Genomic DNA, 25,113 nt, shown 5'->3' with positions numbered 1-25,113 from the left:
GCAGGGAGGTCGGCGTGCTGCGTCAGGTCCACGCCCGCGTCCTCGACGCCGACGACGAGGGCGCCGTCCGTGAGCTGCTGGCCACCGACCCGGTCGGCAGCTGCATGCTCGCCGGCCGGGTGGAGACCCACGGCACCGCGACCGCCTCGCTGGGTGCGCCGCTGTGGGGGCTGCACAACGGCCGGCGGCTGGACGCCGTCTGCCTCGCCGGCGCGAACCTGATCCCCTTCGCCCGGCCGGGCAGCGAGCGGGACGCCGCCACCGCCTTCGCCGAGCGCGCCCGCCGCGCCGGGCGGCGCTGCTCGACCATCGTCGGCCCCGCGGCCGCGGTGCTCCCGCTGTGGGACCTGCTGACCCCGCACTGGGGAGCTGCCCGCGAGGTGCGCGCCCGGCAGCCGCTGCTGGCCATCGACGGGCCCCCGGACGTGCCGGTCGAGCCGCGGGTGCGCCCGGTGCGGGTCTCCGAGCTCGACGTGCTGCTGCCGGCGGCGGTCACCATGTTCACCGAGGAGGTGGGCGTCAGCCCGATGCGCGCCGACGGCGGCTCCGCCTACCGCGCCCGGGTGGCCGAGCTGGTGCGGGCCGGGCAGTCGCTGGCCTGGATCGAGGACGGCCAGGTGCTGTTCAAGGCCGACGTCGGCGCCGTCTCCCGCGCGGCCTGCCAGCTGCAGGGGGTGTGGGTGGCCCCCCAGTTCCGCGGCCAGGGCATCGGCCAGCGCGGCACCGCCGCCGCCGTGGAGTACGCCCGCACGTCCATCGCCCCGGTCGTCAGCCTCTACGTCAACGACTACAACCGGGCGGCGCGTGCCGCCTACGACCGGGTGGGCTTCCGGCAGGTCGGCACGTACGCCTCCGTCCTGTTCTGAACGAGGGCCTCGGTGCCCCCCACGCCTCGCACGCTCGGCGCGGGCCCCTGCACCGAGCCCGGCTGCTCGCGCCGGGTCACTGCGAGGGGCCGCTCCCGCACGTCTGCGCGATCCGGCCGGTCCCGTCTGCCAGGGTGGGGGACGTGCGCAGCTCGACGAGGACCAGGGGCAGGCGCGGGGCGACCCGCCGGGCGGCGACGGCGGGCGGTGCGGTCCTGCTGGTGCTGGCACCGGTGCTCGCCGGTTGCTCGTCGGACCCGACCGACGACGTCCGGGCCGCGGCCCAGGCCTTCCTCGACGACTGGACGGCCGGCCGGGCCGACGACGCCGCCGGCCGCACCACGGACGCCGCCGCGACCAGCGCGCTGCTCGCGCAGACCGCCGAGGACCTGCCCGAGGCGACGCTGACCGCCGACCTCGGCGACGTGCAGGTCGGCGACGACGGGGCGGCGACCGTCGACTGGCAGGCCACCTGGGACCTCGCCGCGGCCCCGGACTGGAGCTACCCGGCGACCCTGTCGCTGACCGAGGGCGACGACGCCTGGGAGGTCACCGCGGCGCCCACGATCGTGCACCCGGAGCTGGGGGAGGGGCAGCACCTGGTGCTGGCCCGCTCGCTGGCCGCGCGGGCGCCGATCACCGACGCCACCGGGGCGCCGCTGTTCACCGAGACCGAGGTGGTCAACGTGGGGGTCGACACCGGTCAGGTCACCGACCTGCCGGCGCTGGCCGCCGGCCTGGCCGCGGCCACCGGCATCTCCGCCGACGAGATCACCGCCGACGTCCAGGCCGCCCCGGCCGGTCAGTTCGTCCCCGTCATCACGCTCCGCCGGCCGGACTTCGAGGCGATCCGGGCGCAGGTGTTCGACCTGCCGGGCGCGGTGTTCCCCACCGGCACCCGGCTGCTGGCCCCCACCCCGCGGTTCGGGCTGGCGCTGCTCGGCCGGGTCGGCGACGCCACCCAGGAGGTCATCGACGAGACCGTCGGCGAGGACGAGCAGCCGGTCTTCGCCGCCGGGGACACGCTGGGCCTGTCCGGTCTGCAGCGCGCCCTCCAGGAGCAGCTGGCGGGCACCCCCGGTCTCACCGTGAGCGTGGCCAGCACCGACGAGGCCCTCGACGACGCCGGCCAGGTCGTGGACACCGTCGAGCCGGTGCCCGGTACGCCGGTGCAGACGCCGCTGGTGCCCGCCCTGCAGAACGCCGCGGACGCCGCGGTCGCCGGCCAGCCGCTGGCCACCCACGTCGTCGTCGTCCGGCCCGGCACCGGCGAGCTGCTCGCGGTCAGCTCCAGCGAGTCGGCCAACCCGGGCAACGCGCTGTCCGGCCAGTTCCCGCCGGGGTCGAGCATGAAGGCGATCACCGCGACGGCGCTGCTCGGCGCCGGCGCGCTCACCCCGGCCACCGCGGTGCCGTGCCCCGGCACGACCACCGTCGAGGGCCGCGAGTTCGAGAACCAGGACCAGTTCGACCTGGGCACGGTGCCGTTCTCCGAGGCCTTCGCCCAGTCCTGCAACACCACCTTCATCCAGCAGGGCATGGCGCTGCCCGACGGTGCGCTCGCCGCCGCCGCGACCTCCTACGGCGTCGGCACCGACTGGCAGCTGCCGGTGGCGGTCTACGGCGGCGAGGTGCCCGCGGACGCGACCGGCACGACCAAGGCCGCCGACCAGATCGGCCAGGGGCAGGTGCTGATGAGCCCGGCGCAGATGGCGCTGGTGGCCGCCGGCATCGCCAGCGGCACCCCGGCCGCACCGGTCGAGGTGGTCGGCGGCCCGCCGGCCGGCGCCGCGCCCGCCGGCCCGCCCGCGGCCGTGCTCGACCAGCTCCGGCCGATGATGCGGCAGGTGGTGGTCGGTGGCACCGCGACGGCGCTGGCCGACCGCGGCGAGGTGTACGGCAAGACCGGCACCGCGGAGTTCGGGGACGCGACGCCGCCGGAGTCGCACGGCTGGTTCGTCGGCTACCAGCTCGGCGGGCCGCAGGGCGACATCGCCTTCGCGGTGCTGGTCGAGGCCGGGCAGTCCAGCAGCGCCGCGGTGGCGGTCACCGACGCCTTCCTCGGCGCGCTCGGCTAGCCCTCGGGCAGGCCCGGGAAGGCCGTCGTCACGGGAGCGCGGGCGGCCTGCCCGCGCCAGCCGACCGCGCGCACCTCGGCGTCGGCCAGCCGGGCGACCGCCAGCTCGCGGGTGCTGCGCTCGGTGGCCTGGTCCAGCACCCACGTCCACGCGCGCGCGGCGCCGTCCTCGAGGGTGACGGCGAGCGCGGCGGCGTCGATCGGGGAGAGCACCGGGAAGGGCAGCGCGTAGGCGGCCTCCGCCGCCACCGGGTCGACCCGCCGGGTGGTCAGCAGCCGGGTCAGCTCGTCGCGGACGTCGCGGTGGGCCTGCTCGGCCGCCGACACCGGACCGCGGACGTCGGCCGGCAGCGCCGAGCCGACCACCCCGTAGCCCCAGACGGCGCCGTGCGCCGCGGCCAGGGCCGCCTGCAGGGCGGCGTCCTCGGCCGCGGGAGCCGAGCCGCCCGCCGTGCCCGGTGCGTCGTCAGCCACGTCCGTACCCCTCCCACGCCCGGCCGGTCATGCCAGCTGCCCGTCCTGGCCGCGCAGACCCGCGGCGATGCTGCCCAGCAGCGCGGCCCGGCCGCCGGTGAAGTCCGGGCACGCCGCGGCGTGCGCGTCGGCGGCCGCGGCCACCTGCGCGCGCAGCCACGCACGGGCCCCGGCCGCGTCCACCGGCGCGGACGGCGCGGACGGGGCGGCGCCGGTGGTGCCGGCGTCGCCCGGTGCCGCGGCGCGCAGCCGCGCCAGCTGGGCGCCGGCCTGGTCGGCGAGCGCCGTCACGGCGCCGGCGAGGTCGGGTGCCGCGGCGACCGCCTGCGCGTACGCGGCGACCAGAGCCTCCTGCACCCGCACCTGGGCGGCGAGCTGGTCGACCTGCGCGGGGGTCACCGCGTCGGCGGCGTCACCGTCGCTCCCGGTGCACCCGACGGCGGCCACCGCGGTGCCGGCCAGGGTCGCCACCAGCAGGCTGCGGCGGGTGAACGGGCGCCCGGTCAGCGCCCCGGTGGGGGCGGGCGGAGGGGGAGGGGACATCGCCGTCCATCCTCGCAGCCCGCCGACACCGCGCTCGCCGGGCGCACCGGTGCAGCGGCGGTCCCGCGGGGCGGGTGGGACGGCCGGGGCGGGCGGTAGCCTGAGGGTCGACGCGCAGCACGCCGGCGGCCTCGAGCCGGCGGCGGCCGGCCGCCGGACCGTCGTCCGGCACGGTCCGGACCGGTGCTCGCGACCCACACAACAGGAGGCAGCCGGTGTCCAGCAGAGGCGCACAGGCCGCCGACCCGGTGACCGCCCGGCTGACCGGCTGGGTCGAGCCGGTGGTGGCCGAGGCCGGCTACGACCTCGAGGAGCTCGTCGTCCGCCCGGCCGGCCAGCGTTCGGTGGTCCGGGTCGTCGTCGACCGGGACACCGGGGTCAGCCTGGACGACGTCGCCGAGCTCAGCCGCACCCTGTCCGAGGTCCTCGACGCGCAGGACGAGGCGCTCGGCCGGTCGCCCTACGTGCTGGAGGTGACCAGCCCCGGCGTCGACCGGCCGCTGACCGCGCCCCGGCACTGGCGGCGCAACGTCGGCCGGCTGGTCAGCGTCGCCGTCGGCCCGCAGGGCGCCGGGGAACAGCTGACCGCCCGCGTGCTGCGGGTCGAGGACGGCGGGGTGGTGCTGGCCGTGGAGAAGGGCGGCACCAAGAAGGGCCAGGTGCGCCGCGCCGTCGGGGAGCGCACCGTGCGCTGGGCGGAGCTCGGCGAGGCGCGGGTGCAGGTCGAGTTCACCCGGCCGGCCGGGCACCGCGACGCGGCGCTGGTCCACGAACCGGACGAGAGCGCCGACGACACAGACGACGACACCGACGACGACACCGACGAGCTCGACGGCGAGCTGGACCACGAGCTGGACCACCTGCTGGACGACGAGGACGAGCAGGACGAGCAGGACGACGAGCACCACCCGGTCGGGTCCGACGCGGCGGACGCGAGCGGGAGGACCGGGCGACCGGCCCCGCGTCGCGCGCCGCAGGACCCCCGGCCGAGACGAGGAGGCAGCAAGTGAACATCGACGTGACCGCGCTCAAGGCGGTCGAGCGGGAGAAGGGCATCCCCGCGGACACCGTGCTGCAGGCGATCGAGACCGCACTGGTCACCGCCTACCGGCACGCCGAGGGCGCCGCCAAGCACGTCCGCGTGCAGGTGGACCGCAAGAGCGGCGAGGTCGCCGTCCTCGCCCAGGAGCTGGGCCCCGACGGCGAGGTCGTGCACGAGTGGGACGACACCCCCACCGACTTCGGCCGGATCGCGGCCAGCACCGCCAAGCAGGTGATCGTGCAGCGGCTGCGGGACGCGGAGAACGAGCAGACCTTCGGGGAGTACGCCGGCAAGGAGGGCGACATCGTCAGCGGCATCGTGCAGGCGCACGACCGCCGCAACAACCAGGGCATGGTGCTGGTCGACATCGGCAAGGTCGAGGCCACGCTGCCCCCGACCGAGCAGGTGCCCGGCGAGGACTACCGGCACGGCAGCCGGCTGAAGGCCTACGTCGTCTCGGTCGCCCGCACCTTCCGCGGCCCGCAGGTCACCCTCTCCCGCACCCACCCCAGCCTGGTCCGCAAGCTGTTCGCCCTGGAGGCCCCCGAGGTCGCCGACGGCAGCGTGGAGATCGTCGCGGTGGCCCGGGAGGCCGGCCACCGCTCGAAGATCGCCGTCCGCACCTCGGTGCCCGGCCTCAACGCCAAGGGCTCCTGCATCGGCCCGATGGGCCAGCGGGTGCGCAACGTGATGAGCGAGCTGCACGGCGAGAAGATCGACATCGTCGACTTCTCCGACGACGACGCCACCTTCGTCGCCTCGGCGCTCTCCCCGGCGCGGGTGTCCAGCGCCCGGGTCGTCGACGCCGCCGCCCGCGCGGTGCAGGTCGTGGTGCCGGACTACCAGCTGTCGCTCGCCATCGGCAAGGAGGGCCAGAACGCCCGGCTCGCCGCCCGGCTCACCGGCTGCCGGATCGACATCCGCAGCGACGCCCAGCCCGCCGACGGCGCCCCGGCCTCGCCGGGGGTCGGCCGGGCCCCGCTGCGCCCGGCTCCGAGCGCGGAGCGGTCCGGGGGCCGCGGGCCGCAGGGGGGCTCCCGGCCTCCTGTGCGGCGCGCGGAACATCCCGGACCGGCGGCGCGCTAGACTCGTCGATGGCCGATGCGTCGGTGCCGGTCCGCACCTGTGTGGGGTGCCGGCGACGAGCCCCGGTCACCGAGCTGTTGCGTGTCGTCGTCCGCGGCGGGGACGTCGTCCCCGACCCGCGGCGGCGGCTCCCCGGCCGGGGTGCGTCCCTGCACCCCACCGAGGAGTGCCTGCAGGCAGCAGTCCGGCGTCGGGCCTTCCCACGCGCGCTGCGCAGCAGTACGCCGCTGGAGACCGGTCCGCTGGTGGACCACCTCGCACACCTGGTCGGAGGACCGGATGCGGCCGTGGACCCCGGCGGGCGCACCACAGCAGGAGAACCGACGGACCGGCACCCGGCCGGTCCGCACGTCGAGAGCAGGACGTCCTCGGATGAGCCACCTGTGAAGTCGTCACGATGACCATGTACCACTGACCTAGGGGTCGAGCGGGCCAGCCGCCGGCCTCACCAAGAGGAGACCCGTGCCAGGCAAGGCCCGCGTACACGAGCTCGCGAAAGAGCTCGGTATCGACAGCAAGACAGTGCTCGCCAAGCTCAAGGAGCAGGGCGAGTTCGTGAAGTCCGCCTCGTCCACCGTCGAGGCCCCCGTGGCCCGGCGGCTGCGCGAGGCCTACGGCGACGGTGGCGGCAGCGGCTCCACCGGCGCCCGCCCCGGTCCCGGCCCGCGGCCGGCTCCCGGCCCGCGCCCGGTCGCCCCGCAGGCGTCCGCCCCGGCCGCGGCTCCCGCGCCGGTCGCCCAGCCCGCGGCCCCCGTGGCCCCGGCGGCGTCAGCACCGGTCACCCCGGCTCCGGCCCCGGCGGCTCCGCAGGCCCCCGCGGCCTCGGCTCCCGCCCCGGCCGCCCCGGCACCGTCCGCCCCGGCACCGTCCGGTCCGCGCCCCGGCCCCCGGCCGGCACCGCAGCAGCCCGCGGCGAGCGCCCCGGTCCAGCAGCCCCCGGCGGCCCCGGCCGCGCGTCCGGCTGCCCCCGGCCCGCGTCCCTCCGGTGCCCCCGGCGGCGCCCCGGGTCAGGGCGGTGCGCCCGCGGGTGCCCGTCCCGGTGCCCCGGGTCCGCGTCCGGGTCCCCGTCCGGCCCCGCGGCCGGGCAACAACCCCTTCAGCAGCGCCCCGCGTCCGGCTGCGGCCGGTCCGCGTCCGGGTGGCGCCCCCGGCCAGCAGGCCGGCCCCGGTGGGCCGCGTCCCGGCCCCGGTGGCCCGCGTCCGGCGCCCGGCTCCGGCGGTCCCCGCCCGGCGTCCGGCCCGGGTGGTCCCCGTCCCGCCGCAGGTCCGGGTGGGCCGCGTCCCAACCCCGGCATGATGCCGCAGCGTCCGAGCCCCGGCATGATGCCGCCGCGGCCGGCCGGTCGGCCCGGTGGCGGCCCTGGTGGCCCCGGCGGTGCCGGTGGTCGTGGCCGTCCGGGTGGTCCCGGTGGCGGCGGTGGCTTCCGTCCCGGCGGCGGCGGCCCCGGTGGCCCCGGTGGCGGCGGCGGTGCTCCGGCCGGTGGCTTCCGCCCCGGCGGCGGTGGCGGCGGTCGTGGCCGTGGCCGTGGTGGCTCCGGTGCGGGCACCGCGGGTGCCTTCGGGCGTCCGGGTGGTCGTGGTCCGGTCCGCGGGCGCAAGAGCAAGAAGCAGCGGCGTCAGGAGTTCGACTCCATGGCGGCGCCGTCGATGGGCGGCGTCAGCCTGCCCCGCGGCAACGGGCAGACCGTCCGGCTGCCCCGTGGCGCCTCGCTGACCGACCTGGCGGAGCGCATCAACGCCGAGCCGGCCGCGCTGGTCACCGCCCTGTTCCACCTGGGCGAGATGATCACCGCGACGCAGTCGGTCAACGACGAGACGCTGCAGCTGCTCGGCGCCGAGATCGGCTGGGTCATCCAGGTCGTCAGCCCGGAGGACGAGGACCGAGAGCTCCTCGACACCTTCGACCTCACCTTCGGTGACGAGGAGAGCGACGACGAGGACGACTGGGACATCCGTCCGCCGGTCGTGACCGTCATGGGTCACGTCGACCACGGGAAGACCAAGCTCCTCGACGCGCTCCGGCACGCCAACGTGGCGGGCAAGGAGGCCGGTGGGATCACCCAGCACATCGGCGCCTACCAGATCATCACCGAGCTGGAGGGCAACGAGCGCCCGGTCACCTTCATCGACACCCCGGGTCACGAGTCGTTCACCGCGATGCGTGCCCGTGGCGCGAAGGTCACCGACATCGTCGTCCTGGTGGTCGCCGCCGACGACGGCGTCATGCCGCAGACGGTCGAGGCGCTCAACCACGCCCAGGCGGCCAACGTGCCGATCGTGGTCGCGGTGAACAAGATCGACAAGGAGGGGGCCAACCCCGCCAAGATCCGCCAGCAGCTCACCGAGTACGGGCTGGTGGCCGAGGAGTACGGCGGCGACACGATGTTCGTCGACGTCTCCGCGACCACCCGTCAGGGCCTCGACGACCTGCTGTCGGCGATCCTGCTCACCGCCGACGCCTCGCTGGACCTGCGCGCCAACATCGGCCAGGACCCGCAGGGTGTCGTGATCGAGGGCAAGCTGGACAAGGGCCGGGGCCCCGTCGCCACGGTCATGGTCCAGCGCGGCACGCTGCGCCAGGGCGACTCGATCGTGGCCGGCGACGCCTACGGCCGCGTCCGGTCGCTGCTCGACGAGCACGGCAACAAGCTCAAGGAGGCCCTGCCGGCCCGACCCGTCCAGGTCGTCGGCCTGACCTCCGTGCCGCGCGCCGGTGACACCTTCCTCGTCGTCGAGGAGGACCGGATCGCCCGGCAGATCGCCGACCGCCGCCAGGCCCGGATCCGCAACGCGCAGAACGCCTCCATGCGCAAGCGGATCAGCCTGGAGGACCTGGACGCGGCGCTCAAGGAGACCCGTCAGCTCAACCTGATCATCAAGGGCGACAACTCGGGCACCGTCGAGGCGCTCGAAGAGGCCCTGATGAAGATCGAGGTGAGCGACGACATCTCGCTGCGGGTCATCCACCGCGGCGTCGGCGGGATCACCAAGAGCGACATCGACCTGGCGCTGGCCGACGACGTCATCGTCCTGGGCTTCAACGTCCGGGCCGAGGGCCAGGCCACCGAGCTGGCTGCCCGCGAGGGGGTGGACGTCCGGTACTACACGGTCATCTACCAGGCCATCGAGGAGATCGAGTCCGCGCTCAAGGGCATGCTCAAGCCCGAGTTCGAAGAGGTGCAGCTGGGCACCGCGGAGGTCCGCGAGGTCTTCCGCGTCCCGAAGATCGGCAACGTCGCCGGTTCGCTGGTGCGCAGCGGGACGATCGTCCGCAACTCGAAGGCCCGCCTCATCCGGGACGGCAACGTGGTCGCGGACAACCTGACAGTCGAGTCGCTGCGTCGCTTCAAGGACGACGCGACCGAGGTCCGGGAGGGCTACGAGTGCGGTATCGGGCTGGGGTCGTTCAACGACATCAAGCCCGAGGACGTGATCCAGACCTTCGAGCTGCGTGAGAAGCCGCGCGCGTAATCGAGGACCAGCGATGAGCAGGGGAGGTGGTGAGCGTGTTCACGGGCACGCTCACCGCCGACCTGCTGCTGGGTGACGTGCACTCGCTCAAGGAGAAGCGCGCCGTGGTGAAGCCGATCGTGGCCGAGCTGCGGCGCCGCTTCGCCGTGGCCGCCGCCGAGGTGGGCGACCCCGACCTGCACCGCCGTGCGCAGGTCGGGGTCGCCACCGTGGCGGGCGAGGCCGCGCAGGTGGGTGACGTGCTCGACGCCTGCGAGCGGTTGCTGGCCGAACGGCCGGAGGTGACGCTGCTGTCGACGCACCGGCAGCTGCTGCACGACGACGACCTGTAAGACCCCCTCGCACCCGCCGCCACAGCGGCGGGACGCGCGAGGGGCCGTCCCGTCCACCGACTCGGAGGTCCTCAGATGGCCGACCCGGCCCGGGCGCGCCGACTGGCGGTGCGCATCCGCCAGATCGTCAGCGCCACGATCGAGATGCAGATCAAGGACCCCCGCCTGGGGATGGTGACCATCACCGACGCGCGGGTCACCAGCGACCTGCGCGAGGCGACGGTGTTCTACACCGTCTACGGCGACGCCACGGAGGTCGAGGAGTCCGCCCGAGCGCTCGCCAGCGCCACCGGCGTGCTCCGCTCGACGGTGGGCAAGCAGACCGGCATCAAGTTCGTGCCGACGCTCACCTTCATCGCCGACATCGTCCCGGACACGGCCCGGGAGCTGGAGGAGGCGCTGGAGCGGGTGCGGCACGCCGACGCCGAGCTCGCCCGCGCCCGGGAGGGGGCCGAGTACGCCGGTGACGCCGACCCGTACCGCAAGCCCGCGGTGGACGAGGACGACGAGGACGCCGAGCGCGACGACGACCTGGCCGTGGACGCCGGCGACGAGCTGACCGCCGACCCTGTCGGCGACGCCGTCACCGGTCCGGCCGCCGGGCGCCGGGACGGCTTCGAGGACGGTCGGCCCAGCGCCGCTGCCCAGCGGAGCGCGTCGTGACCGAGGCCGTCGACCCGGACCCCTTCGACCCGGCCGGTGAGCCCGCGGGCACCACGCTCGGCGGGCGCGAGGAGCCGGCCACCGGCGACCCGACCGCCGGCGGCAAACAGGGGAAGATCGGCACCACCGACAGCATCGCCGCCGACGAGCCCGCCGACGGCTCGCACTACGCCGTGGGCGGTGGACGGGTGGAGGAGGAGTCCAACGCCGTGCCGGTCGCCGACCCCGGTCCGGACGGGTCCGCGTGACCCGGTGACCGTCCCCGTCGCCACCTCGACCGCCGCGGCGGTCGAGGTGCTGGCCCGGGCCGCGGCGGACGGTTCCACGGTCGTGCTCTCCGGGCACGTGCAGCCCGACGCCGACGCGCTCGGCAGCACGCTCGCCCTGGCCGAGGGGCTCCGCCGCCGTGGCGCCCGGGTGGCCGCCACGTTCCCGGAGCCGTTCACGCTGCCGGCGTCGCTGGGCTGGCTGCCCGGCGCCGACCAGCTGGTGCCGCCGGCCGACCTGCCTGCCGAGGTCGACGTCTTCGTCAGCCTCGATGCCGCGTCCACCGGACGGCTGGGGAGCCTGGCCGCGCTGCTGGACACCGCCGGCAGCTCGGTCGTCGTCGACCACCACGCCAGCAACCCCGGCTTCGGCGACGTCCGGCTGGTCGACCCGCAGGCCGCGGCCACCGTGGTGCTCGTCGCCGGGCTGCTGGACGGGCTCGGCGTCGACCTGGACGAGCAGCTGGCCACCTGCCTGTACGCCGGGCTGACCGCCGACACCGGGTCGTTCCGGTTCGGCAACACCGCCCCCGGCACGCACGAGCTCGCCGCACGGCTGCTGCGCACCGGCATCGACCACGCGGCGATCAGCCGGCGGCTGTTCGACACCGCCCCGTTCGGCTGGCTCGGGCTGCTGTCTGCGGTCACCGGCCGGGCCGCGCTGGAGCCCGACGTCGGCGCCGGGCTGGTCTGGACCTGGTCGACCGCGGCCGAGGCCCGGGCGCACGGGCTGGCGCCGGACCAGCTCGAGGCGCTCGTCGACGTCGTCCGGGCCACCGCGGAGGCCGACGTGGCCTGCGTGGTCAAGGGGCAGGACGACGGCTCCTGGGTGGTCTCGCTCCGCTCCCGCGGCGCCACCGACCTGACCCGGGTGGCCACGGCGCTGGGCGGGGGCGGCCACCGCGCCGCGGCCGGCTACAGCTCGGCGACCGACCTCGAGGGCACGGTCGCCCGGCTGCGGGCCGCGCTCGGCTGAGGTGACCCGGTCCGTCCCGGCGCTCGCGGCGCCGGCGCTCGTGGTGCTGGCCGCGGAACCGCTGTACCTGCTGGTCGACACCGCGGTGGTCGGCCACCTCGACGCGGTCAGCCTCGCCGGGCTCGCCGTCGGCGGCGGCCTGCTGGCCTACCTCGCCGCGCTGCTGAACTTCCTCGCCTACGGCACCACCGCCCGGGCCGCCCGCCGCACCGGCGCCGGCGACCGGGCCGGTGCCGTGAGCGAGGGCGTGCAGGCCACCTGGCTGGCGCTCGCGCTCGGTGCGGCCCTGGTCGGGGTCTTCCAGCTGGCCGCCGGGCCGCTGACCCGGCTGCTCGCCGGCGGTGCCGGCCCGGTCGCCGAGGCCGCCGAGCAGTGGCTGCGGGTGGCCAGCCTCGGGCTCCCGCTGCTGCTGGTCGCGCTGGCCGGCAACGGCTGGCTGCGCGGGGTGCAGGAGCTCCGCCGGCCGATGGGCTACGTGCTCGCCGGCAGCGGCGTCGGCGTCGTGCTGTGCCCCCTGCTGGTGCACCCGGCCGGGCTGGGCCTGGTGGGCTCGGCGTGGTCCAACGTCGCCGGGCAGGCCGTCGCGGCGGCCTTCTTCGCCCGCGCGCTCGCCCGGGAGCTGGCCGGCTCGGGCGTCTCCTGGCGGCCCCGGCTGCCCGCGCTGCGGGCCCAGCTGGTGCTGGGCCGGGACCTGCTGCTCCGGGCGGCGGTGCTGCAGCTGGCCTTCGCCGCCGCGGCGGGCGTCGTGGCCCGGTCCGGGACGGCGGAACTCGGTGCCCACCAGGTCGCGCTGCAGCTGTGGCTGTTCCTGGCGCTGGTGCTCGACGCCTACGCCATCGCCGCGCAGACGCTGGTCGGGTCGGCGCTGGGGGCCGGCCGCCCCGACGACGCCCGGCGCACCGCGGTCCGGGTGGTGCGCTGGGGGCTGGGCACCGGCGTGCTGGTCGCCGTGGTGCTGCTGGCGCTGCGGCCGGTGGTGCCGCCGCTGTTCACCGACGACCCGGCCGTGCTCGCGCAGGCCGACGTCGTCTGGTGGTTCCTGGCCCTGATGCAGCCGCTGGCCGGGGTGGTGTTCGCCCTCGACGGCGTGCTGATGGGCGCCGGCGACGTCGCGTACCTGCGCACGGTCACCCTGGCCGCGGCGCTGCTGGGCTTCGTGCCGCTGTCGCTGCTGTCCGGCTGGCTGGACTGGGGGCTGCCGGGCGTCTGGACCGGGCTGACCCTGTTCATCGTGCTCCGGCTGGTCGCGGTCGGCCGGCGGGTGCGGGGGAGCGCGTGGCTGGGTGAGACGGTGGGGCGGTGAGCAAGAAGCCCGACGCCGACGTCCCGCCGTCCCTGCTGCTGGTCGACAAGCCCGGCGGGATGACCTCGCACGACGTCGTGGCGATCGCCCGGCGGGTGCTGTCGGTGCGCAAGGTCGGGCACGCGGGCACGCTGGACCCGATGGCCACCGGCCTGCTGGTGCTCGGCGTGGGCGCCGCGACCCGGCTGCTCGGGTACCTCTCCGGCTCGGACAAGACCTACGAGGCCACCGTGCGGCTCGGCCGGTCGACGGTCACCGACGACCGCGAGGGCGAGGTCACCGCCACGACGTCGGCGGCCGGGGTCACCGACGACGCCGTCCGGGCCGCGCTGGCCGCCCAGGTCGGCGCCCTGCAGCAGGTGCCCTCCTCGGTGAGCGCGGTCAAGGTCGACGGCAAGCGGTCCTACGACCGGGTGCGCGCGGGGGAGGAGTTCGAGCTGGCGCCGCGGTCGGTCACCGTGCACCGGATCGACGTGCACCGCATCGACCGGCCGACCGCCGACCTGGTCGACGTCGACCTCACCGTCTCCTGCAGCACCGGCACCTACGTCCGCGCCATCGCCCGGGACGCCGGCGCGGCGCTCGGCGTGGGTGGCCACCTGACCGCGCTCCGGCGCACCTCCTCGGGCCCCTTCGACACCGGGCGGGCCCGGCCGGTCGAGGACGCCGCCGGGGCCCTGGCCACGGCCGGCGCCGGCGACGGGGTGGTCGGGCTCACCGACGCCGCGCGCACGGTCTTCCCGGCCCGCGAGCTGTCCGCCGACGAGGCCGTCGCCCTCGGCCACGGCCAGCGGGTGCCCGCCACCGGCGCCCCCGGCCTGCACGCCGCCGTGGCCCCGGACGGGCGGCTGGTCGCGCTGGTCGAGGACGCCGGGCAGGTCGCCAAGGTCGTGGTGGGCTTCCCGCCGCGGTGAGCCGGGTGGCACCCTCGGCCCGGTGAGCACCCTCGAGGACCGGCTGGCCCTGCTGGACGCGGAGCTGGCCGCGGTGCCCGGGGTCCTGGTCGCCTTCTCCGGCGGGGTCGACTCCGGGGTGGTGCTGGCCGCCGCGGTCCGCGCGCTGGGCGCCGGCCGGGTGGTGGCGGCCACCGCCGTCTCCCCGAGCCTGCCGGCCGCCGAGCAGCGGGCCGCGCACGAGTTCGCGGTCGGCCTCGGAGTCCGGCACGAGCAGCCGCGCACCGACGAGCTGTCCCGCGCCGGGTACGTCGCCAACGCCGGCGACCGGTGCGCGTTCTGCAAGGCCGAGCTGGTCGACGTGCTCACCCCGCTGGCCGCCGAGCTGGGCATCGCCGACGTCGTCACCGGCACCAACGCCGACGACCTGCGGGCCGGCTTCCGGCCAGGGATCCGGGCCGCCGCCGAGCGCGGTGCCTGGGCCCCGCTCGCCCGGGCCGGCATGACCAAGGACGACGTCCGGGCCGCCGCGCGCCGCTGGGAGCTGCCGCTGGCCGACAAGCCGGCCGCCGCGTGCCTGGCCAGCCGGATCGCCTACGGCGTGCCGGTGTCGGCCGCCGGCCTGGCCCGCGTGGAGGCTGCCGAGACGGCCTTGCGGGCGGCGCTGGCCGGTGCGGGTCTGCCGGTCCGCGACCTCCGGGTGCGCGACCTGGGCGACGACGTGGCGCGGGTGGAGGTCGACGCGGCCCTGGTGCCGTCGGTCGGCCCGGAGCTGCTGTCCGCCGTCCGCGGCTTCGGCCGGGTCGAGCTGGACCCCCGGGGCTTCCGGTCCGGGGCGATGAACGAGCTGCTGCCCGACCCGGTGCGCTACCGCTGAACCGAGCGGGCGATCCGGGCCGCGGCGACGCCGGCCCCGAAGCCGTTGTCGATGTTGACCACCAGCACCCCCGGCGCGCAGGCGGTGAGCATCGTCAGCAGCGCGGCCAGCCCCTCGAAGGCGGCGCCGTAGCCGACCGAGGTCGGGACGGCGACCACCAGCCGGTCGGTGAGCCCGGCGACGACGCTGGGCAGCGCGCCGTCCATGCCGGCCACCACCACCACCGCGTCGGCGGCGGCGAGGTCCGGCGCGACGGCCAGCACCCGGTGCACCCCGGCCACCCCGACGTCGTCGACCCGGCGGCAGCCCACCCCGCTGGCGGCCAGCGTCGCGGCCACCTCGGCGGCCACCGCGCCGTCCGAGGTGCCGGCGGTGAGCACCAGCACCCGGCCGACCGGCGGTGGGGGAGCGCCCACCCAGGCCACCCGGGCGACGGGGTCGACGTGCGCGTCGGGCCAGCGCTGCTGCACGGCGGCGGCGGTCTCCGGCGGCACCCGGGTCGCCCAGGCCAGCGGCGCACCGGCGTCCAGCAGCCCGGCCAGGCACGCCACCGTCTCGGCGGGGGTCTTGCCCGCGGCGAAGACGACCTCGGGGGTGCCGGTGCGGGCCGCCCGGTCGACGTCCAGCCGGGCGAAGCCCAGGTCAGCGGTGCGCTGCGGGTCGGTCACCGCCCCAGTCTCGCCCACCGGCCGTGTCGGGCGGCCGCGAGCTGGGCAGGGAGGGGGGCATGAGCGTCGTCAAGATCAACGTCGTGACCATCCCGGAGGACAAGCGGGCCCGTTTCGAGGAGCGCTTCCGGGGCCGGGCCGGCGCGGTGGAGACCACCCCGGGCTTCGAGTGGTTCGAGCTCCTCCGGCCGGTCGAGGGCACCGATGCCTACCTCGTCTACACGCGCTGGGAGAGCGAGGAGGCCTACCAGGCCTGGCAGAGCTCGCAGGACTTCGACCGCGCGCACGAGGGCGGCGGGGACACCCTGGCGCCGGCCGCCGAGCGGTCGCAGAACCACCTGTGGAGCTACGCGGTCGTGGAGTCCGCCGCCCCCAAGGGCAGCTGACCCGCCGGCACCGACCCGGCCCGGAGCGCCGCCGCCCACGCGGCGGCGCGGTCGGCCGGCGCCGTCGTCGTCGCCACGAAGTCGGCGACGACGCCGGCGAACCGGCCGGGCTCCTCGACCTGCGGGAAGTGCCCGGCGCCCTCGAACACCACGAGCCGGCTGCCCGGCAGCAGCTGGTGCAGGGCGTCGGCGTGCGCGACCGGGATCACCGGGTCGCGGCCGCCCCACACCAGCAGCAGCGGCAGCGAGGCCGCCAGGTAGAGCCGGTCGGTGGCGCTGACCCGCTGGCCCCGCACGTCGATGACCGAGCGCGCCGTCTGCACGAAGGCGGCGCGGGCCTCGGCGTCGGCGAGCGTGGCCAGCCCCGCCACGACCTGCGCGAGCGCCGGCGGGGTGAGCCGCTGCAGCGGGCGCAGCAGCCGGGCCGCGGCCCGCGCGGCGTAGGGGTTGAACACCGCCGGCAGCACCCACTCCGCGCCGGGCAATGCCACCGCCCGCAGCGCCGGGCTCACCGTGCGGCCCAGCCCGCCGGAGCCGACCAGCACCAGCCGGTCGACGGTGGTCGGGAACTGGTAGGCCAGCTGCATCGCCACGCCGCCGCCCAGGCTGTGCCCGACGACGGTCGCCGAGTCGACGCCGAGCACCACCAGCAGGTCGCGGACCAGGGTCGCCAGCGAGCCCAGGCTGTAGTCGCCGGTGGGCTTGGCCGAGGCGCCGTGTCCGAGCAGGTCCGGGGCCACCACCCGGTGGGTGCGGGCCAGCTCGTCCAGGGCCGGCCCGAAGCTCGCGCCGGAACCGAGGAGGCCGTGCAGGAGCAGCAGGACCGGCCCCGACGTCCCGCCGACCCGCACCGACACCCGGTGCCCGTGCAGCAGCACCACCTCGGTGCGCACGTCGTGCCCGGTCCAGCGCACCGGGGCCCACCCGGTGCCCGGGCCGGTCTGGCTCGCGTCGGGCTCCACCCCCGCAGGCTAGGTCCCCCCGCGGCGGCGTGCGGCCGCCGAGCCGCTCGGTGCCTGCTCCGCGGAGGGCCGGTCTAGGGTGGCGGAGCGGACCGGGCAACCGCCGGGTCCGCTCCAGCACGAGCACCAGCAGGTGGGAGCCATGACCGACACGCTCGCCGACAGCCGTACCTCCTCCCGGGACTTCACCGAGGGCGTGCCGCTGGTCGTGGAGGACGTGCCGCGCCGCTCCGCCGCCGAACGCGCCGAGCTGCTGCAGGACCCGGGCTTCGGCCGCTACTTCACCGACTCGATGTTCGTCGCCCGCTACCGCACCGGCGAGGGCTGGGTCGACGCCCGGCTCACCCGCTACGCCCCGCTGCAGCTGGACCCGAGCGCCGCCGCGCTGCACTACGCGCAGTCCATCTTCGAGGGCCTCAAGGCCTACGCCCAGCCCGACGGCAGCGTGGCCACCTTCCGGCCGGAGAGCAACGCCGCCCGCTTCGCCCGCAGCGCGGCCCGGCTGGCGATGCCGCCGGTGCCGGAGCAGGCGTTCCTCACCGCCGTCGACGCCCTCGTCGACACCGACCGGGACTGGGTGCCCACCGGCCCGGACCAGACCCTCTACATCCGGCCCTACCAGCTGGCCGTCGAGCCGTTCCTGGGCGTCCGGCCGGCGCACGAGTACCTGTTCATCGTCATCGCCAGCCCGGCCGGCGCCTACTTCCCGCGGGGCGTGCAGCCCGTCTCGGTCTACCTCTCCGAGGACTACATCCGGGCCGCGCCCGGCGGCACCGGCGACGTCAAGTGCGCCGGGAACTACGCCGCCAGCCTGCTCGCCCAGGAGCAGGCCATCGCCGCCGGCTGCGACCAGGTCGTCTGGCTGGACGCGACGGAGAAGCGGTACGTCGAGGAGATGGGCGGGATGAACCTGTTCTTCGTCCTGGGCTCGGGCGCCGATGCCGAGCTGGTCACCCCCGAGCTCACCGGCACGCTGCTGCCCGGCATCACCCGCGAGTCGCTGATCACCGTCGCCCGCGAGCGCGGCCACCGGGTGACCGAGCGGAGGTTCACCGTCGACGAGTGGCGGGCCGGGGTCGCCGACGGCTCGGTCACCGAGACCTTCGCCTGCGGGACGGCCGCCGTGATCACCCCGGTCGGCACGGTGAAGGCCCGCACCGGTGACTTCGCCGTCGGCGACGGCACCCCGGGTCCGCTGACCATGCAGCTGCGCGAGCACCTGCTCGACGTCCAGCACGGCCGCGTCGCCGACAGCCACGGCTGGCTGCACCGCGTCGCGCCTGCCGCCTGACCGGGCGAGCAGGGCACAGGGGAGGGGCGGCGTGCTGCGCTGGCGTGGGCTGGGGGCGACCCCGCCGGAGCTCGGCCGCACCGTGGTCACCATCGGCATGTACGACGGGGTCCACCGCGGGCACCAGCACCTGATCGGCACGGCGGTGGCGCGGGCCCGCGCGCTGGGCCGGCCGGCGCTGCTGGTCACCTTCGACCCGCACCCCTCGGAGGTGGTCCGGCCCGGCTCGCACCCGGCGATCCTGACCGCGGCCGACCGCAAGGCCCAGCTGGTCGCCGACCTGGGCGTCGACGCGATGTGCGTGCTGCCCTTCACCCCCGAGTTCAGCCGGCTCTCGCCCGGGGAGTTCGCCCACACGGTGCTGGTCGAGCACCTGCACGCCGCCCAGGTCGTGGTCGGCCGCAACTTCACCTACGGCCACAAGGCCGCCGGCACGGTGGACACCCTGGTGGTCGAGGGCCGCCGCTTCGGCTTCGGCGTCGAGGGCGTCGACCTGACCAGCGTCGGCTCCGCGCCCGACCTGTCCGGCGACGGCGAGGTCACCATCTCCTCCACCTACATCCGGGCCTGCGTCGCCGCCGGTGACATGGCCTCGGCGGCGCTCGCGCTGGGCCGGCCGCACCGGGTCGACGGCATCGTGGTGCGCGGCGACCGGCGGGGCCGCGAGCTGGGCTACCCGACGGCCAACGTGGAGAGCCCCGCGCACACCGCGGTCCCGGCCGACGGGGTGTACGCCGGCCGGCTGGTGCTCCGCGACCACCTCGGCGCCCCCCGCAGCACCCACCCGGCGGCGGTCTCGGTGGGCAGCAACCCCACCTTCTCCGGCGCCCGGCGCACGGTGGAGGCGTTCCTGCTGGACTTCGACGGCGACCTCTACGGCGAGCACGTCGGCGTGGAGTTCGTCGAGCGGCTGCGGCCGATGCTGACCTTCACCGGCGTCCCGGACCTGCTGGTCGCCATGGCCGACGACGTCACCCGCACCCGCGCCGTCCTGGGGGTGTGAGACCTCGTCGGCCGGGGGCCGGGGCGCGGTGGGGTAACCTGGACCCGTACGTCGGGCGACCGACGTGTGTGCATGCTGCCCCCGTGACACAGACCGGGGGCCACACGTGACCTGCCCAGGAGGCACCATGGCGCTCGAGAGCGCGACGAAGAAGCAGATCATGACCGAGTACGCGACGGTCGAGAACGACACCGGTTCCCCCGAGGTGCAGGTCGCGATGCTGACCCGACGGATCAGCGACCTGACCGAGCACCTCAAGATGCACAAGCACGACCACCACAGCCGGCGGGGCCTGCTCCTGCTGGTCGGCCGCCGCCGGCGGCTGCTGAACTACCTGGCCAAGACCGACATCACGCGGTACCGCTCGCTCATCGAGCGGCTCGGCCTGCGCCGCTAGCACCACCGAGGGGACCGCTCCGGCACGCCGGGACGGTCCCCTCTCTCGTGCGGCACCCGCCGCACGGGCCCACCGGCGCACTGCCCCGACGGACACCCGCGAAGGGCCGGTCCTCGGTAGTGGCCCCCGGGAGGCAGCGAACCTGTCCGCAGGGACCCGCGACACCCCCGAGGGCTTCGATCGAAGACCGGTCGCCCCGGACACCGCCGGCCAGCGCGCCGCGAAGAGGACGTCGCCGTATGCGACGTAGGAAGAGGACACGATGTCCGCACCCACGACAGAGACCGACTTCGACGCCGAGGACGGCGTCTTCACCGCCTCCGCGGTGATCGACAACGGGGCCCTCGGCTCCCGCACCGTCACCTTCGAGACCGGCCGCCTCGCCAAGCAGGCCGCCGGCTCGGTCGTCGCCACCATGGGCGACACCACGCTGCTGTCGGCCACCACGGCCGGCCGCCAGCCCAAGGACCAGTTCGACTTCTTCCCGCTGACGGTGGACGTCGAAGAGCGCATGTACGCGATCGGCAAGATCCCCGGCTCGTTCTTCCGCCGCGAGGGCCGCCCCTCCGAGGACGCGATCCTCACCTGCCGGCTGATCGACCGGCCGCTGCGGCCGACCTTCGCCAAGGGCCTGCGCAACGAGGTCCAGGTCGTCATCACCGTGCTGTCCCTGGACCCCGACCACGTCTACGACGTGCTCGCGATCAACGCCGCCTCGGCGTCCACCCAGCTGTCCGGCCTGCCGTTCTCCGGCCCGGTCGGCGGCACCCGGGTGGCGCTGATCAACGGCCAGTGGGTCGGCTTCCCGACCCACGCCGAGCTCGAGGACGCCGTCTTCGACATGGTCGTGGCCGGCCGGGTCCTGCCCGACGGCGACGTCGCGATCATGATGGTCGAGGCCGAGGCCACCGAGAAGACCATCGAGCTGATCGCCGGTGGCGCCACCGCCCCGACCGAGGAGGTCGTGGCCCAGGGCCTCGAGGCCGCCAAGCCGTTCATCAAGGCGCTGTGCCAGGCGCAGGCCGAGCTGGCCGGCAAGGCCGCCAAGCCCGAGGCGCACTTCCCCCGCTTCCTGGACTACCAGGACGACGTCTACGCCGCCGTCGAGGCGCACGCCGCGGAGAAGCTCGCCGCCGCGCAGGCCATCGCCGGCAAGCAGGAGCGCGAGGAGGCCACCGACGCGCTCAAGGACGAGGTCAAGGCCGCGCTGGCCGGCCAGTTCGAGGGGCGTGAGAAGGAGGTCTCCGGCGCCTTCCGCGCGGTGACCAAGAAGGTCGTCCGGCAGCGCATCCTGCGCGACAAGGTGCGCATCGACGGCCGTGGCCTCACTGACATCCGGCCGCTGTCGGCCGAGGTCGAGGTGCTCCCGCGGGTGCACGGCTCGGCGCTGTTCGAGCGCGGCGAGACTCAGATCATGGGCGTCACGACGCTGAACATGCTCCGCATGGAGCAGCAGCTGGACACGCTGAACCCGGTCACCCGCAAGCGCTACATGCACAACTACAACTTCCCGCCGTACTCCACCGGTGAGACCGGCCGGGTGGGCTCGCCCAAGCGCCGCGAGATCGGCCACGGCGCGCTGGCCGAGCGGGCGCTGCTGCCCGTGCTGCCGGACCGCGAGGAGTTCCCCTACGCGATCCGCCAGGTCTCCGAGGCCCTCGGCTCCAACGGCTCCACCTCGATGGGCTCGGTCTGCGCCTCCACGCTGGCCCTGCTCAACGCCGGTGTGCCGCTGAAGGCCCCGGTCGCCGGCATCGCCATGGGCCTGGTCTCCGACGAGGTCGACGGCAAGACCGAGTACGTCGCGCTGACCGACATCCTCGGTGCCGAGGACGCGTTCGGTGACATGGACTTCAAGGTCGCCGGCACCAAGGACTTCGTCACGGCCCTCCAGCTGGACACGAAGCTCGACGGCATCCCCTCCGACGTGCTCGCCGGTGCGCTGACCCAGGCCCGCGCGGCCCGGCTGCACATCCTCGACGTCATGCTCGAGGCGATCGACGGCCCCGACGAGATGAGCCCCTTCGCCCCCCGGGTGACCACGGTGCGCATCCCGGTCGACAAGATCGGCGCGGTCATCGGCCCGAAGGGCCAGATGATCAACGCGATCCAGGACGAGACCGGCGCCGACATCACCATCGAGGACGACGGCACGATCTACGTCGGCGCCTCCGACGGCCCCTCGGCGCAGGCTGCCGTGGACCGGATCAACGCGATCGCGAACCCGACGCTGCCCAAGGTCGGCGAGCGGTTCCTCGGCACCGTGGTGAAGACGACCGCCTTCGGCGCGTTCGTCTCGCTGCTGCCGGGTCGCGACGGCCTGGTGCACATCAGCAAGCTCGGTGGCGGCAAGCGGATCAACAAGGTCGAGGACGTCGCCAACGTCGGCGACAAGCTGCAGGTCGAGATCACCGACATCGACGCCCGCGGCAAGATCAGCCTGGTGCCGGTCGCCGACGGCGACGCCGCTGCCGCGCCGGCCGACGCCCCGGCCGAGGCCGCCGCTCCCGCGGAGGCGTGATCACGAGCACCGACCACCTGACCGGGGCCGGGACGGGCGCTGCGGCGTCCGTCCCGGCCCCGGTCGGTACCACGGAGGTGCTCGACGTCGACGAGTTCGGCGGCCGGGTCGAGCGCACCGAGCTGCCCGGCGGCCTGCGGGTGCTCACCGAGACGATGCCCGGGGTGCTCTCGGCGACCGTGGGCATCTGGGTGGGCGTCGGCTCCCGGGACGAGAGCCCCGAGCTCGGCGGCTCCTCGCACTTCCTCGAGCACCTGCTGTTCAAGGGCACCCGCAGCCGGACGGCGCTGGAGATCGCGACCGCCATGGACGCGGTCGGCGGTGAGATGAACGCCTTCACCGCCAAGGAGCACACCTGCTACTACGCGAACGTGCTCGCCAGCGACCTGCCGCTGGCGGTGACGCTCCTGGGTGACCTGGTCACCGACGCCCTCAACACCGCCCTGGACCTGGAGTCCGAGCGCACGGTGGTGCTCGAGGAGATCGCCATGCGCGACGACGAGCCCTCCGACGCGGTGCACGACCTGTACGCCGAGACGCTGTTCGGGGACACCCCGCTCGGCCGGTCGGTGCTCGGCACGGTGGCCTCGATCGAGTCGCTGTCCCGGGACGACGTCGACGGCTGGTACCGCGACCGCTACGCCGTCCCGTCGATCGTCGTCTCGGCCGCCGGCCGGGTCGACCACGCCGAGGTGCTGGCGCTGGTGGCGGCGGCCTTCGATGACCGGCTGACCGGCAGCACCCGGCCCGACCCGCTGCGGCTCGGGGAGGACGTCGCCCTGACCGGACCCGCCCGGCCCGCCGGGCTCATCCACCGGCGCACCGAGCAGACCCACCTGCTGCTCGGCAGCCTGGGCATGGGCCGGCTGGACGAGCGCCGGTACGCCGCGGCCGTGCTGGACGCGGCTGTCGGCGGGGGGATGAGCTCCCGGCTGTTCCAGGAGGTACGGGAGCGGCGCGGCCTGGTCTACAGCGTCGGGTCGTCGCTCACCCACTACGCCGGCACGGGCAGCTTCTCGGTGTACGCGGGGTGCTCGCCCAAGCGGGTGCCCGAGGTGCTGCGGCTGGTCCGCGCCGAGCTGGCGGCGGTGGCCGCGGACGGGCTGACCACCGAGGAGGTCGCCCGCGGCCGCGGCCAGCTCAAGGGCGGCATGGTGCTGGGGCTGGAGGACACCGGGTCGCGGATGAGCCGGCTGGGCAAGAGCGAGCTCTCCTACGGGGAGTACCTGCCCGTCCGCGAGGTGCTCGACCGGCTGGACGCCGTCGACGAGGCGCAGGTGCGGGCGGTCGCCACCGACCTGCTCGCCCGTCCGACGTGCCTGGCGGTGGTCGGCCCGTACAAGGAGCGCGACGTCGACGCGCTGCTCGGCTGAGCCGTGAGCTCCGCACTCCGCGAGCACGGCGCCCTCGCCCGGGGCGCCTTCGCGGTCGCCGTGCTGGTGTCGCTGGCCGTGCTGTTCGCCCCGCCCTCGGACGTGCCGTCCGGGCCGGCGGGGGTGGACAAGCTGGTGCACGCCACGCTGTTCGCGGTGCTCGCCGTCACCGGGCGGTGGGCCGGCGTCCGCAACGGCGTGCTCGCGGGTCTGCTGGTGCTCTACGCCGCGGGCAGCGAGCTGCTGCAGGGCACGGACCTGGTCGACCGGGACGCCTCGGTGGGCGACCTGGTGGCCGACGCCGCGGGGGTGGTGGCCGGCCTGCTGCTGTGGCGGTTGCTGGCTGACCGGGCCGGGCGCCGGCGCAGCTGAGCCGACCGCTCCCCGGGAGGCCGCCTTGCGCCGCGCGCCGGCGTTCGTGAGCATCGCGGGGTGACGACTCCGCCGGACACCGCAGCTCCCGCTCCCGCCTCCCCGACCCCGGGCGAGGCGCCGCTCATCTCGGTGGGGGTGCTCGGCGCCCGGGGCCGGATGGGCACCGAGGTGTGCCGCGCCGTGGACGAGGCCGAGGACCTGGAGCTCGTCGCCATGGTCGACGAGCGGGACTGGCTGTTCAACGTCGCCGACGCCGGCGCGCAGGTGGTCGTGGACTTCACCCGGCCGGACTCCGTGATGGAGAACATCCGCTTCTGCATCGACCAGAACATCCACTGCGTGGTCGGGACGACGGGCTTCGACGAGCAGCGGCTGGCGACCATCGCCGAGTGGCTGCGGCCCAAGCCGGACGTCGGCGTGCTGATCGCGCCCAACTTCGGGATCGGCGCGATCCTGCTGATGCGCTTCGCCGCCGAGGCCGCGCGCTTCTTCCCGTCCGTGGAGATCGTCGAGCTGCACCACCCGGCCAAGGTCGACGCCCCGTCGGGTACCGCCGCCCGCACCGCCCGGCTGGTGGCCGCCGCCCGGCGGGCAGCCGGCGTGCCGGCGGCGCCGGACGCCACCCAGGAGGCCGACTCGCTGCCCGGGGCCCGCGGGGCCGACGTCGAGGGCATCCCCGTGCACGCGGTCCGGCTCACCGGGCTGGTCGCGCACCAGGAGGTGCTGATGGGCGCCGCGGGGGAGACGTTGACCCTGCGGCACGACTCCTACGACCGGGCGTCCTTCATGCCCGGCGTCCTGCTGGCCGTCCGGGAGATCGGCTCCCGCCCCGGGCTGACCGTGGGGCTCGAGTCACTGCTGGGGCTGTGAGCGGTACGCCAGGGGCCACCGGGGCTGCCGGGGCGTCCCGACACCGCGCTGACACGTGACCTGGCTCGCACTCCGGCACGGTCCGGACAGCGCTGACCTGGGACTTCGTCCCGGCGCCGGGTCCGCTGACCCAGGTCCGGCCGGATCGGGGCCCGCACCGGTTTGACGACGCCCGGATCGCCACGTAACTTCCTCTTTGCGCCGAGCGAGACCGGGTTGCAAGACCCGGGAGCCGCCAGTCAGACCCCCGGGTGTGACAGCGAGCCGTGCACGGCGTAGCGTAGGACAAGCCGTCAGGGACGAAGGCCCGCAAGGGTCCGGATCGCTGCGCGTCCGCTCCTTGAGAACTCAACAGCGTGCCGAAAGTCAGTGCCAAGTAACAATTCCCCTTGGCCTGG

At 75.7% G+C, this 25,113-nt stretch carries 25 protein-coding genes and 1 pseudogene; 22 read left to right on the top strand and 4 right to left on the bottom strand.

All coding sequences use genetic code 11. The features are described 5' to 3' along the window. Nucleotides 1-14: 14 nt before the first annotated feature. Entirely contained in the window at nt 15-866 is an 852-nt protein-coding gene (locus HL054_RS21730; RefSeq protein WP_369141218.1) for a GNAT family N-acetyltransferase, read from the top strand. Nucleotides 867-1,009: 143 nt separating this feature from the next. Beyond that, a complete protein-coding gene (locus tag HL054_RS21725; RefSeq protein ID WP_369141217.1) occupies nt 1,010-2,944 on the top strand; it encodes a penicillin-binding transpeptidase domain-containing protein in 1,935 nt (644 codons plus the stop codon). Here HL054_RS21725 and HL054_RS21720 read toward each other — a convergent pair. After that, nucleotides 2,941-3,417: a ferritin-like domain-containing protein gene (locus HL054_RS21720; RefSeq protein ID WP_369141216.1), complete on the bottom strand. Its 477-nt coding sequence runs from the start codon at nt 3,415-3,417 to the stop codon at nt 2,941-2,943. The genes HL054_RS21725 and HL054_RS21720 overlap by 4 nt on opposite strands. Before the next feature lie 27 nt (nt 3,418-3,444). Then, entirely contained in the window at nt 3,445-3,960 is a 516-nt protein-coding gene (locus tag HL054_RS21715) for a hypothetical protein (protein ID WP_369141215.1), read from the bottom strand. 215 nt (nt 3,961-4,175) lie between these two features. Here HL054_RS21715 and rimP point away from each other — a divergent pair, with 215 nt between their 5' ends. The 12 genes and pseudogenes from rimP (at nt 4,176) to HL054_RS21655 (ending at nt 14,869) form a co-directional block, all read left to right on the top strand. After that, nucleotides 4,176-4,970: a ribosome maturation factor RimP gene (rimP, locus tag HL054_RS21710; RefSeq protein ID WP_369141214.1), complete on the top strand. Its 795-nt coding sequence runs from the start codon at nt 4,176-4,178 to the stop codon at nt 4,968-4,970. Continuing rightward, nucleotides 4,967-6,088, top strand: coding sequence for a transcription termination factor NusA (gene nusA / locus HL054_RS21705; RefSeq protein ID WP_369141213.1), 1,122 nt, complete (start codon nt 4,967-4,969; stop codon nt 6,086-6,088). The genes rimP and nusA overlap by 4 nt, the downstream gene beginning before the upstream one ends. Nucleotides 6,089-6,096: 8 nt before the next feature. Then, a complete protein-coding gene (locus HL054_RS21700; RefSeq protein WP_369141212.1) occupies nt 6,097-6,489 on the top strand; it encodes a YlxR family protein in 393 nt (130 codons plus the stop codon). 61 nt (nt 6,490-6,550) lie between these two features. Next, nucleotides 6,551-6,694 (top strand): annotated as a pseudogene (locus tag HL054_RS21695) (translation initiation factor IF-2 N-terminal domain-containing protein); the annotation flags it as partial. A 1,026-nt stretch (nt 6,695-7,720) separates the two neighbouring features. Then, nucleotides 7,721-9,559: a translation initiation factor IF-2 gene (gene infB / locus HL054_RS21690; protein ID WP_369141240.1), complete on the top strand. Its 1,839-nt coding sequence runs from the start codon at nt 7,721-7,723 to the stop codon at nt 9,557-9,559. 29 nt (nt 9,560-9,588) lie between these two features. Then, complete coding sequence (locus HL054_RS21685; protein ID WP_369141211.1) at nt 9,589-9,891, top strand: DUF503 domain-containing protein; 303 nt, start codon at nt 9,589-9,591, stop codon at nt 9,889-9,891. 75 nt (nt 9,892-9,966) lie between these two features. Continuing rightward, entirely contained in the window at nt 9,967-10,554 is a 588-nt protein-coding gene (rbfA, locus tag HL054_RS21680) for a 30S ribosome-binding factor RbfA (RefSeq protein WP_369141210.1), read from the top strand. Further along, nucleotides 10,551-10,802 (top strand): hypothetical protein, encoded by a 252-nt coding sequence (locus HL054_RS21675; RefSeq protein ID WP_369141209.1) that lies wholly within the window; start codon nt 10,551-10,553, stop codon nt 10,800-10,802. Before rbfA ends, HL054_RS21675 begins: the two co-directional genes overlap by 4 nt. A 4-nt stretch (nt 10,803-10,806) precedes the next feature. Beyond that, nucleotides 10,807-11,796 carry a DHH family phosphoesterase gene (locus HL054_RS21670; RefSeq protein ID WP_369141208.1) on the top strand — a complete coding sequence of 330 codons (990 nt, stop codon included), beginning with the start codon at nt 10,807-10,809 and terminating at the stop codon, nt 11,794-11,796. A gap of 1 nt (nt 11,797) precedes the next feature. Then, the gene (locus HL054_RS21665; protein ID WP_369141207.1) at nt 11,798-13,099 is read left to right on the top strand and encodes an MATE family efflux transporter; all 1,302 of its coding nucleotides are present in this window, start codon (nt 11,798-11,800) and stop codon (nt 13,097-13,099) included. Beyond that, nucleotides 13,096-14,013: a tRNA pseudouridine(55) synthase TruB gene (gene truB / locus HL054_RS21660; protein ID WP_369141206.1), complete on the top strand. Its 918-nt coding sequence runs from the start codon at nt 13,096-13,098 to the stop codon at nt 14,011-14,013. Before HL054_RS21665 ends, truB begins: the two co-directional genes overlap by 4 nt. 22 nt (nt 14,014-14,035) lie before the next feature. After that, the gene (locus HL054_RS21655) at nt 14,036-14,869 is read left to right on the top strand and encodes an ExsB family transcriptional regulator (protein WP_369141205.1); all 834 of its coding nucleotides are present in this window, start codon (nt 14,036-14,038) and stop codon (nt 14,867-14,869) included. Here the strand turns inward: HL054_RS21655 and larB are convergent. Next, nucleotides 14,860-15,537: a nickel pincer cofactor biosynthesis protein LarB gene (gene larB / locus HL054_RS21650; RefSeq protein ID WP_369141204.1), complete on the bottom strand. Its 678-nt coding sequence runs from the start codon at nt 15,535-15,537 to the stop codon at nt 14,860-14,862. The two genes, HL054_RS21655 and larB, sit on opposite strands and share 10 nt — an antisense overlap. A 59-nt stretch (nt 15,538-15,596) precedes the next feature. On the opposite strand from larB, the gene HL054_RS21645 reads away from it, so the two are divergent. Next, nucleotides 15,597-15,923: an antibiotic biosynthesis monooxygenase family protein gene (locus HL054_RS21645; RefSeq protein WP_369141203.1), complete on the top strand. Its 327-nt coding sequence runs from the start codon at nt 15,597-15,599 to the stop codon at nt 15,921-15,923. Here HL054_RS21645 and HL054_RS21640 read toward each other — a convergent pair. After that, entirely contained in the window at nt 15,884-16,885 is a 1,002-nt protein-coding gene (locus tag HL054_RS21640) for an alpha/beta fold hydrolase (protein ID WP_369141202.1), read from the bottom strand. The genes HL054_RS21645 and HL054_RS21640 overlap by 40 nt on opposite strands. A 142-nt stretch (nt 16,886-17,027) precedes the next feature. Between HL054_RS21640 and HL054_RS21635 the strand changes: the two genes are divergently transcribed. The 7 genes from HL054_RS21635 (at nt 17,028) to dapB (ending at nt 24,715) form a co-directional block, all read left to right on the top strand. After that, nucleotides 17,028-18,176 carry a branched-chain amino acid aminotransferase gene (locus HL054_RS21635; RefSeq protein ID WP_369141201.1) on the top strand — a complete coding sequence of 383 codons (1,149 nt, stop codon included), beginning with the start codon at nt 17,028-17,030 and terminating at the stop codon, nt 18,174-18,176. A 31-nt stretch (nt 18,177-18,207) separates the two neighbouring features. Next, nucleotides 18,208-19,179 (top strand): bifunctional riboflavin kinase/FAD synthetase, encoded by a 972-nt coding sequence (locus tag HL054_RS21630; RefSeq protein WP_369141200.1) that lies wholly within the window; start codon nt 18,208-18,210, stop codon nt 19,177-19,179. A gap of 127 nt (nt 19,180-19,306) precedes the next feature. Continuing rightward, nucleotides 19,307-19,576: a 30S ribosomal protein S15 gene (gene rpsO, locus HL054_RS21625; RefSeq protein WP_110552750.1), complete on the top strand. Its 270-nt coding sequence runs from the start codon at nt 19,307-19,309 to the stop codon at nt 19,574-19,576. A 262-nt stretch (nt 19,577-19,838) separates the two neighbouring features. Next, a complete protein-coding gene (locus HL054_RS21620) occupies nt 19,839-22,097 on the top strand; it encodes a polyribonucleotide nucleotidyltransferase (RefSeq protein ID WP_369141199.1) in 2,259 nt (752 codons plus the stop codon). After that, the gene (locus HL054_RS21615; RefSeq protein ID WP_369141198.1) at nt 22,094-23,470 is read left to right on the top strand and encodes a M16 family metallopeptidase; all 1,377 of its coding nucleotides are present in this window, start codon (nt 22,094-22,096) and stop codon (nt 23,468-23,470) included. Before HL054_RS21620 ends, HL054_RS21615 begins: the two co-directional genes overlap by 4 nt. Before the next feature lie 3 nt (nt 23,471-23,473). After that, nucleotides 23,474-23,842: a VanZ family protein gene (locus HL054_RS21610; protein ID WP_369141197.1), complete on the top strand. Its 369-nt coding sequence runs from the start codon at nt 23,474-23,476 to the stop codon at nt 23,840-23,842. A gap of 60 nt (nt 23,843-23,902) precedes the next feature. Further along, nucleotides 23,903-24,715, top strand: coding sequence for a 4-hydroxy-tetrahydrodipicolinate reductase (gene dapB / locus HL054_RS21605; RefSeq protein WP_369141196.1), 813 nt, complete (start codon nt 23,903-23,905; stop codon nt 24,713-24,715). Nucleotides 24,716-25,113 lie beyond the last annotated feature (398 nt).

Source organism: Modestobacter versicolor, from assembly GCF_041028285.1.
Classification (GTDB): domain Bacteria; phylum Actinomycetota; class Actinomycetes; order Mycobacteriales; family Geodermatophilaceae; genus Modestobacter; species Modestobacter versicolor_A.
Note: the sequence above shows the minus strand (reverse complement) of the source record. Positions and strands in the feature narration are given on the sequence as shown.

Bases quoted from the DNA above. Each gene is read 5' to 3' on its own strand.
- HL054_RS21715 (WP_369141215.1), bottom strand. From the start codon at position 3,960: ATGTCCCCTCCCCCTCCGCCCGCCCCCACCGGGGCGCTGACCGGGCGC.
- HL054_RS21700 (WP_369141212.1), top strand. From the start codon at position 6,097: ATGGCCGATGCGTCGGTGCCGGTCCGCACCTGTGTGGGGTGCCGGCGA.
- infB (WP_369141240.1), top strand. From the start codon at position 7,721: ATGGCGGCGCCGTCGATGGGCGGCGTCAGCCTGCCCCGCGGCAACGGG.
- rbfA (WP_369141210.1), top strand. From the start codon at position 9,967: ATGGCCGACCCGGCCCGGGCGCGCCGACTGGCGGTGCGCATCCGCCAG.
- HL054_RS21645 (WP_369141203.1), top strand. From the start codon at position 15,597: ATGAGCGTCGTCAAGATCAACGTCGTGACCATCCCGGAGGACAAGCGG.
- HL054_RS21635 (WP_369141201.1), top strand. From the start codon at position 17,028: ATGACCGACACGCTCGCCGACAGCCGTACCTCCTCCCGGGACTTCACC.
- rpsO (WP_110552750.1), top strand. From the start codon at position 19,307: ATGGCGCTCGAGAGCGCGACGAAGAAGCAGATCATGACCGAGTACGCG.
- HL054_RS21620 (WP_369141199.1), top strand. From the start codon at position 19,839: ATGTCCGCACCCACGACAGAGACCGACTTCGACGCCGAGGACGGCGTC.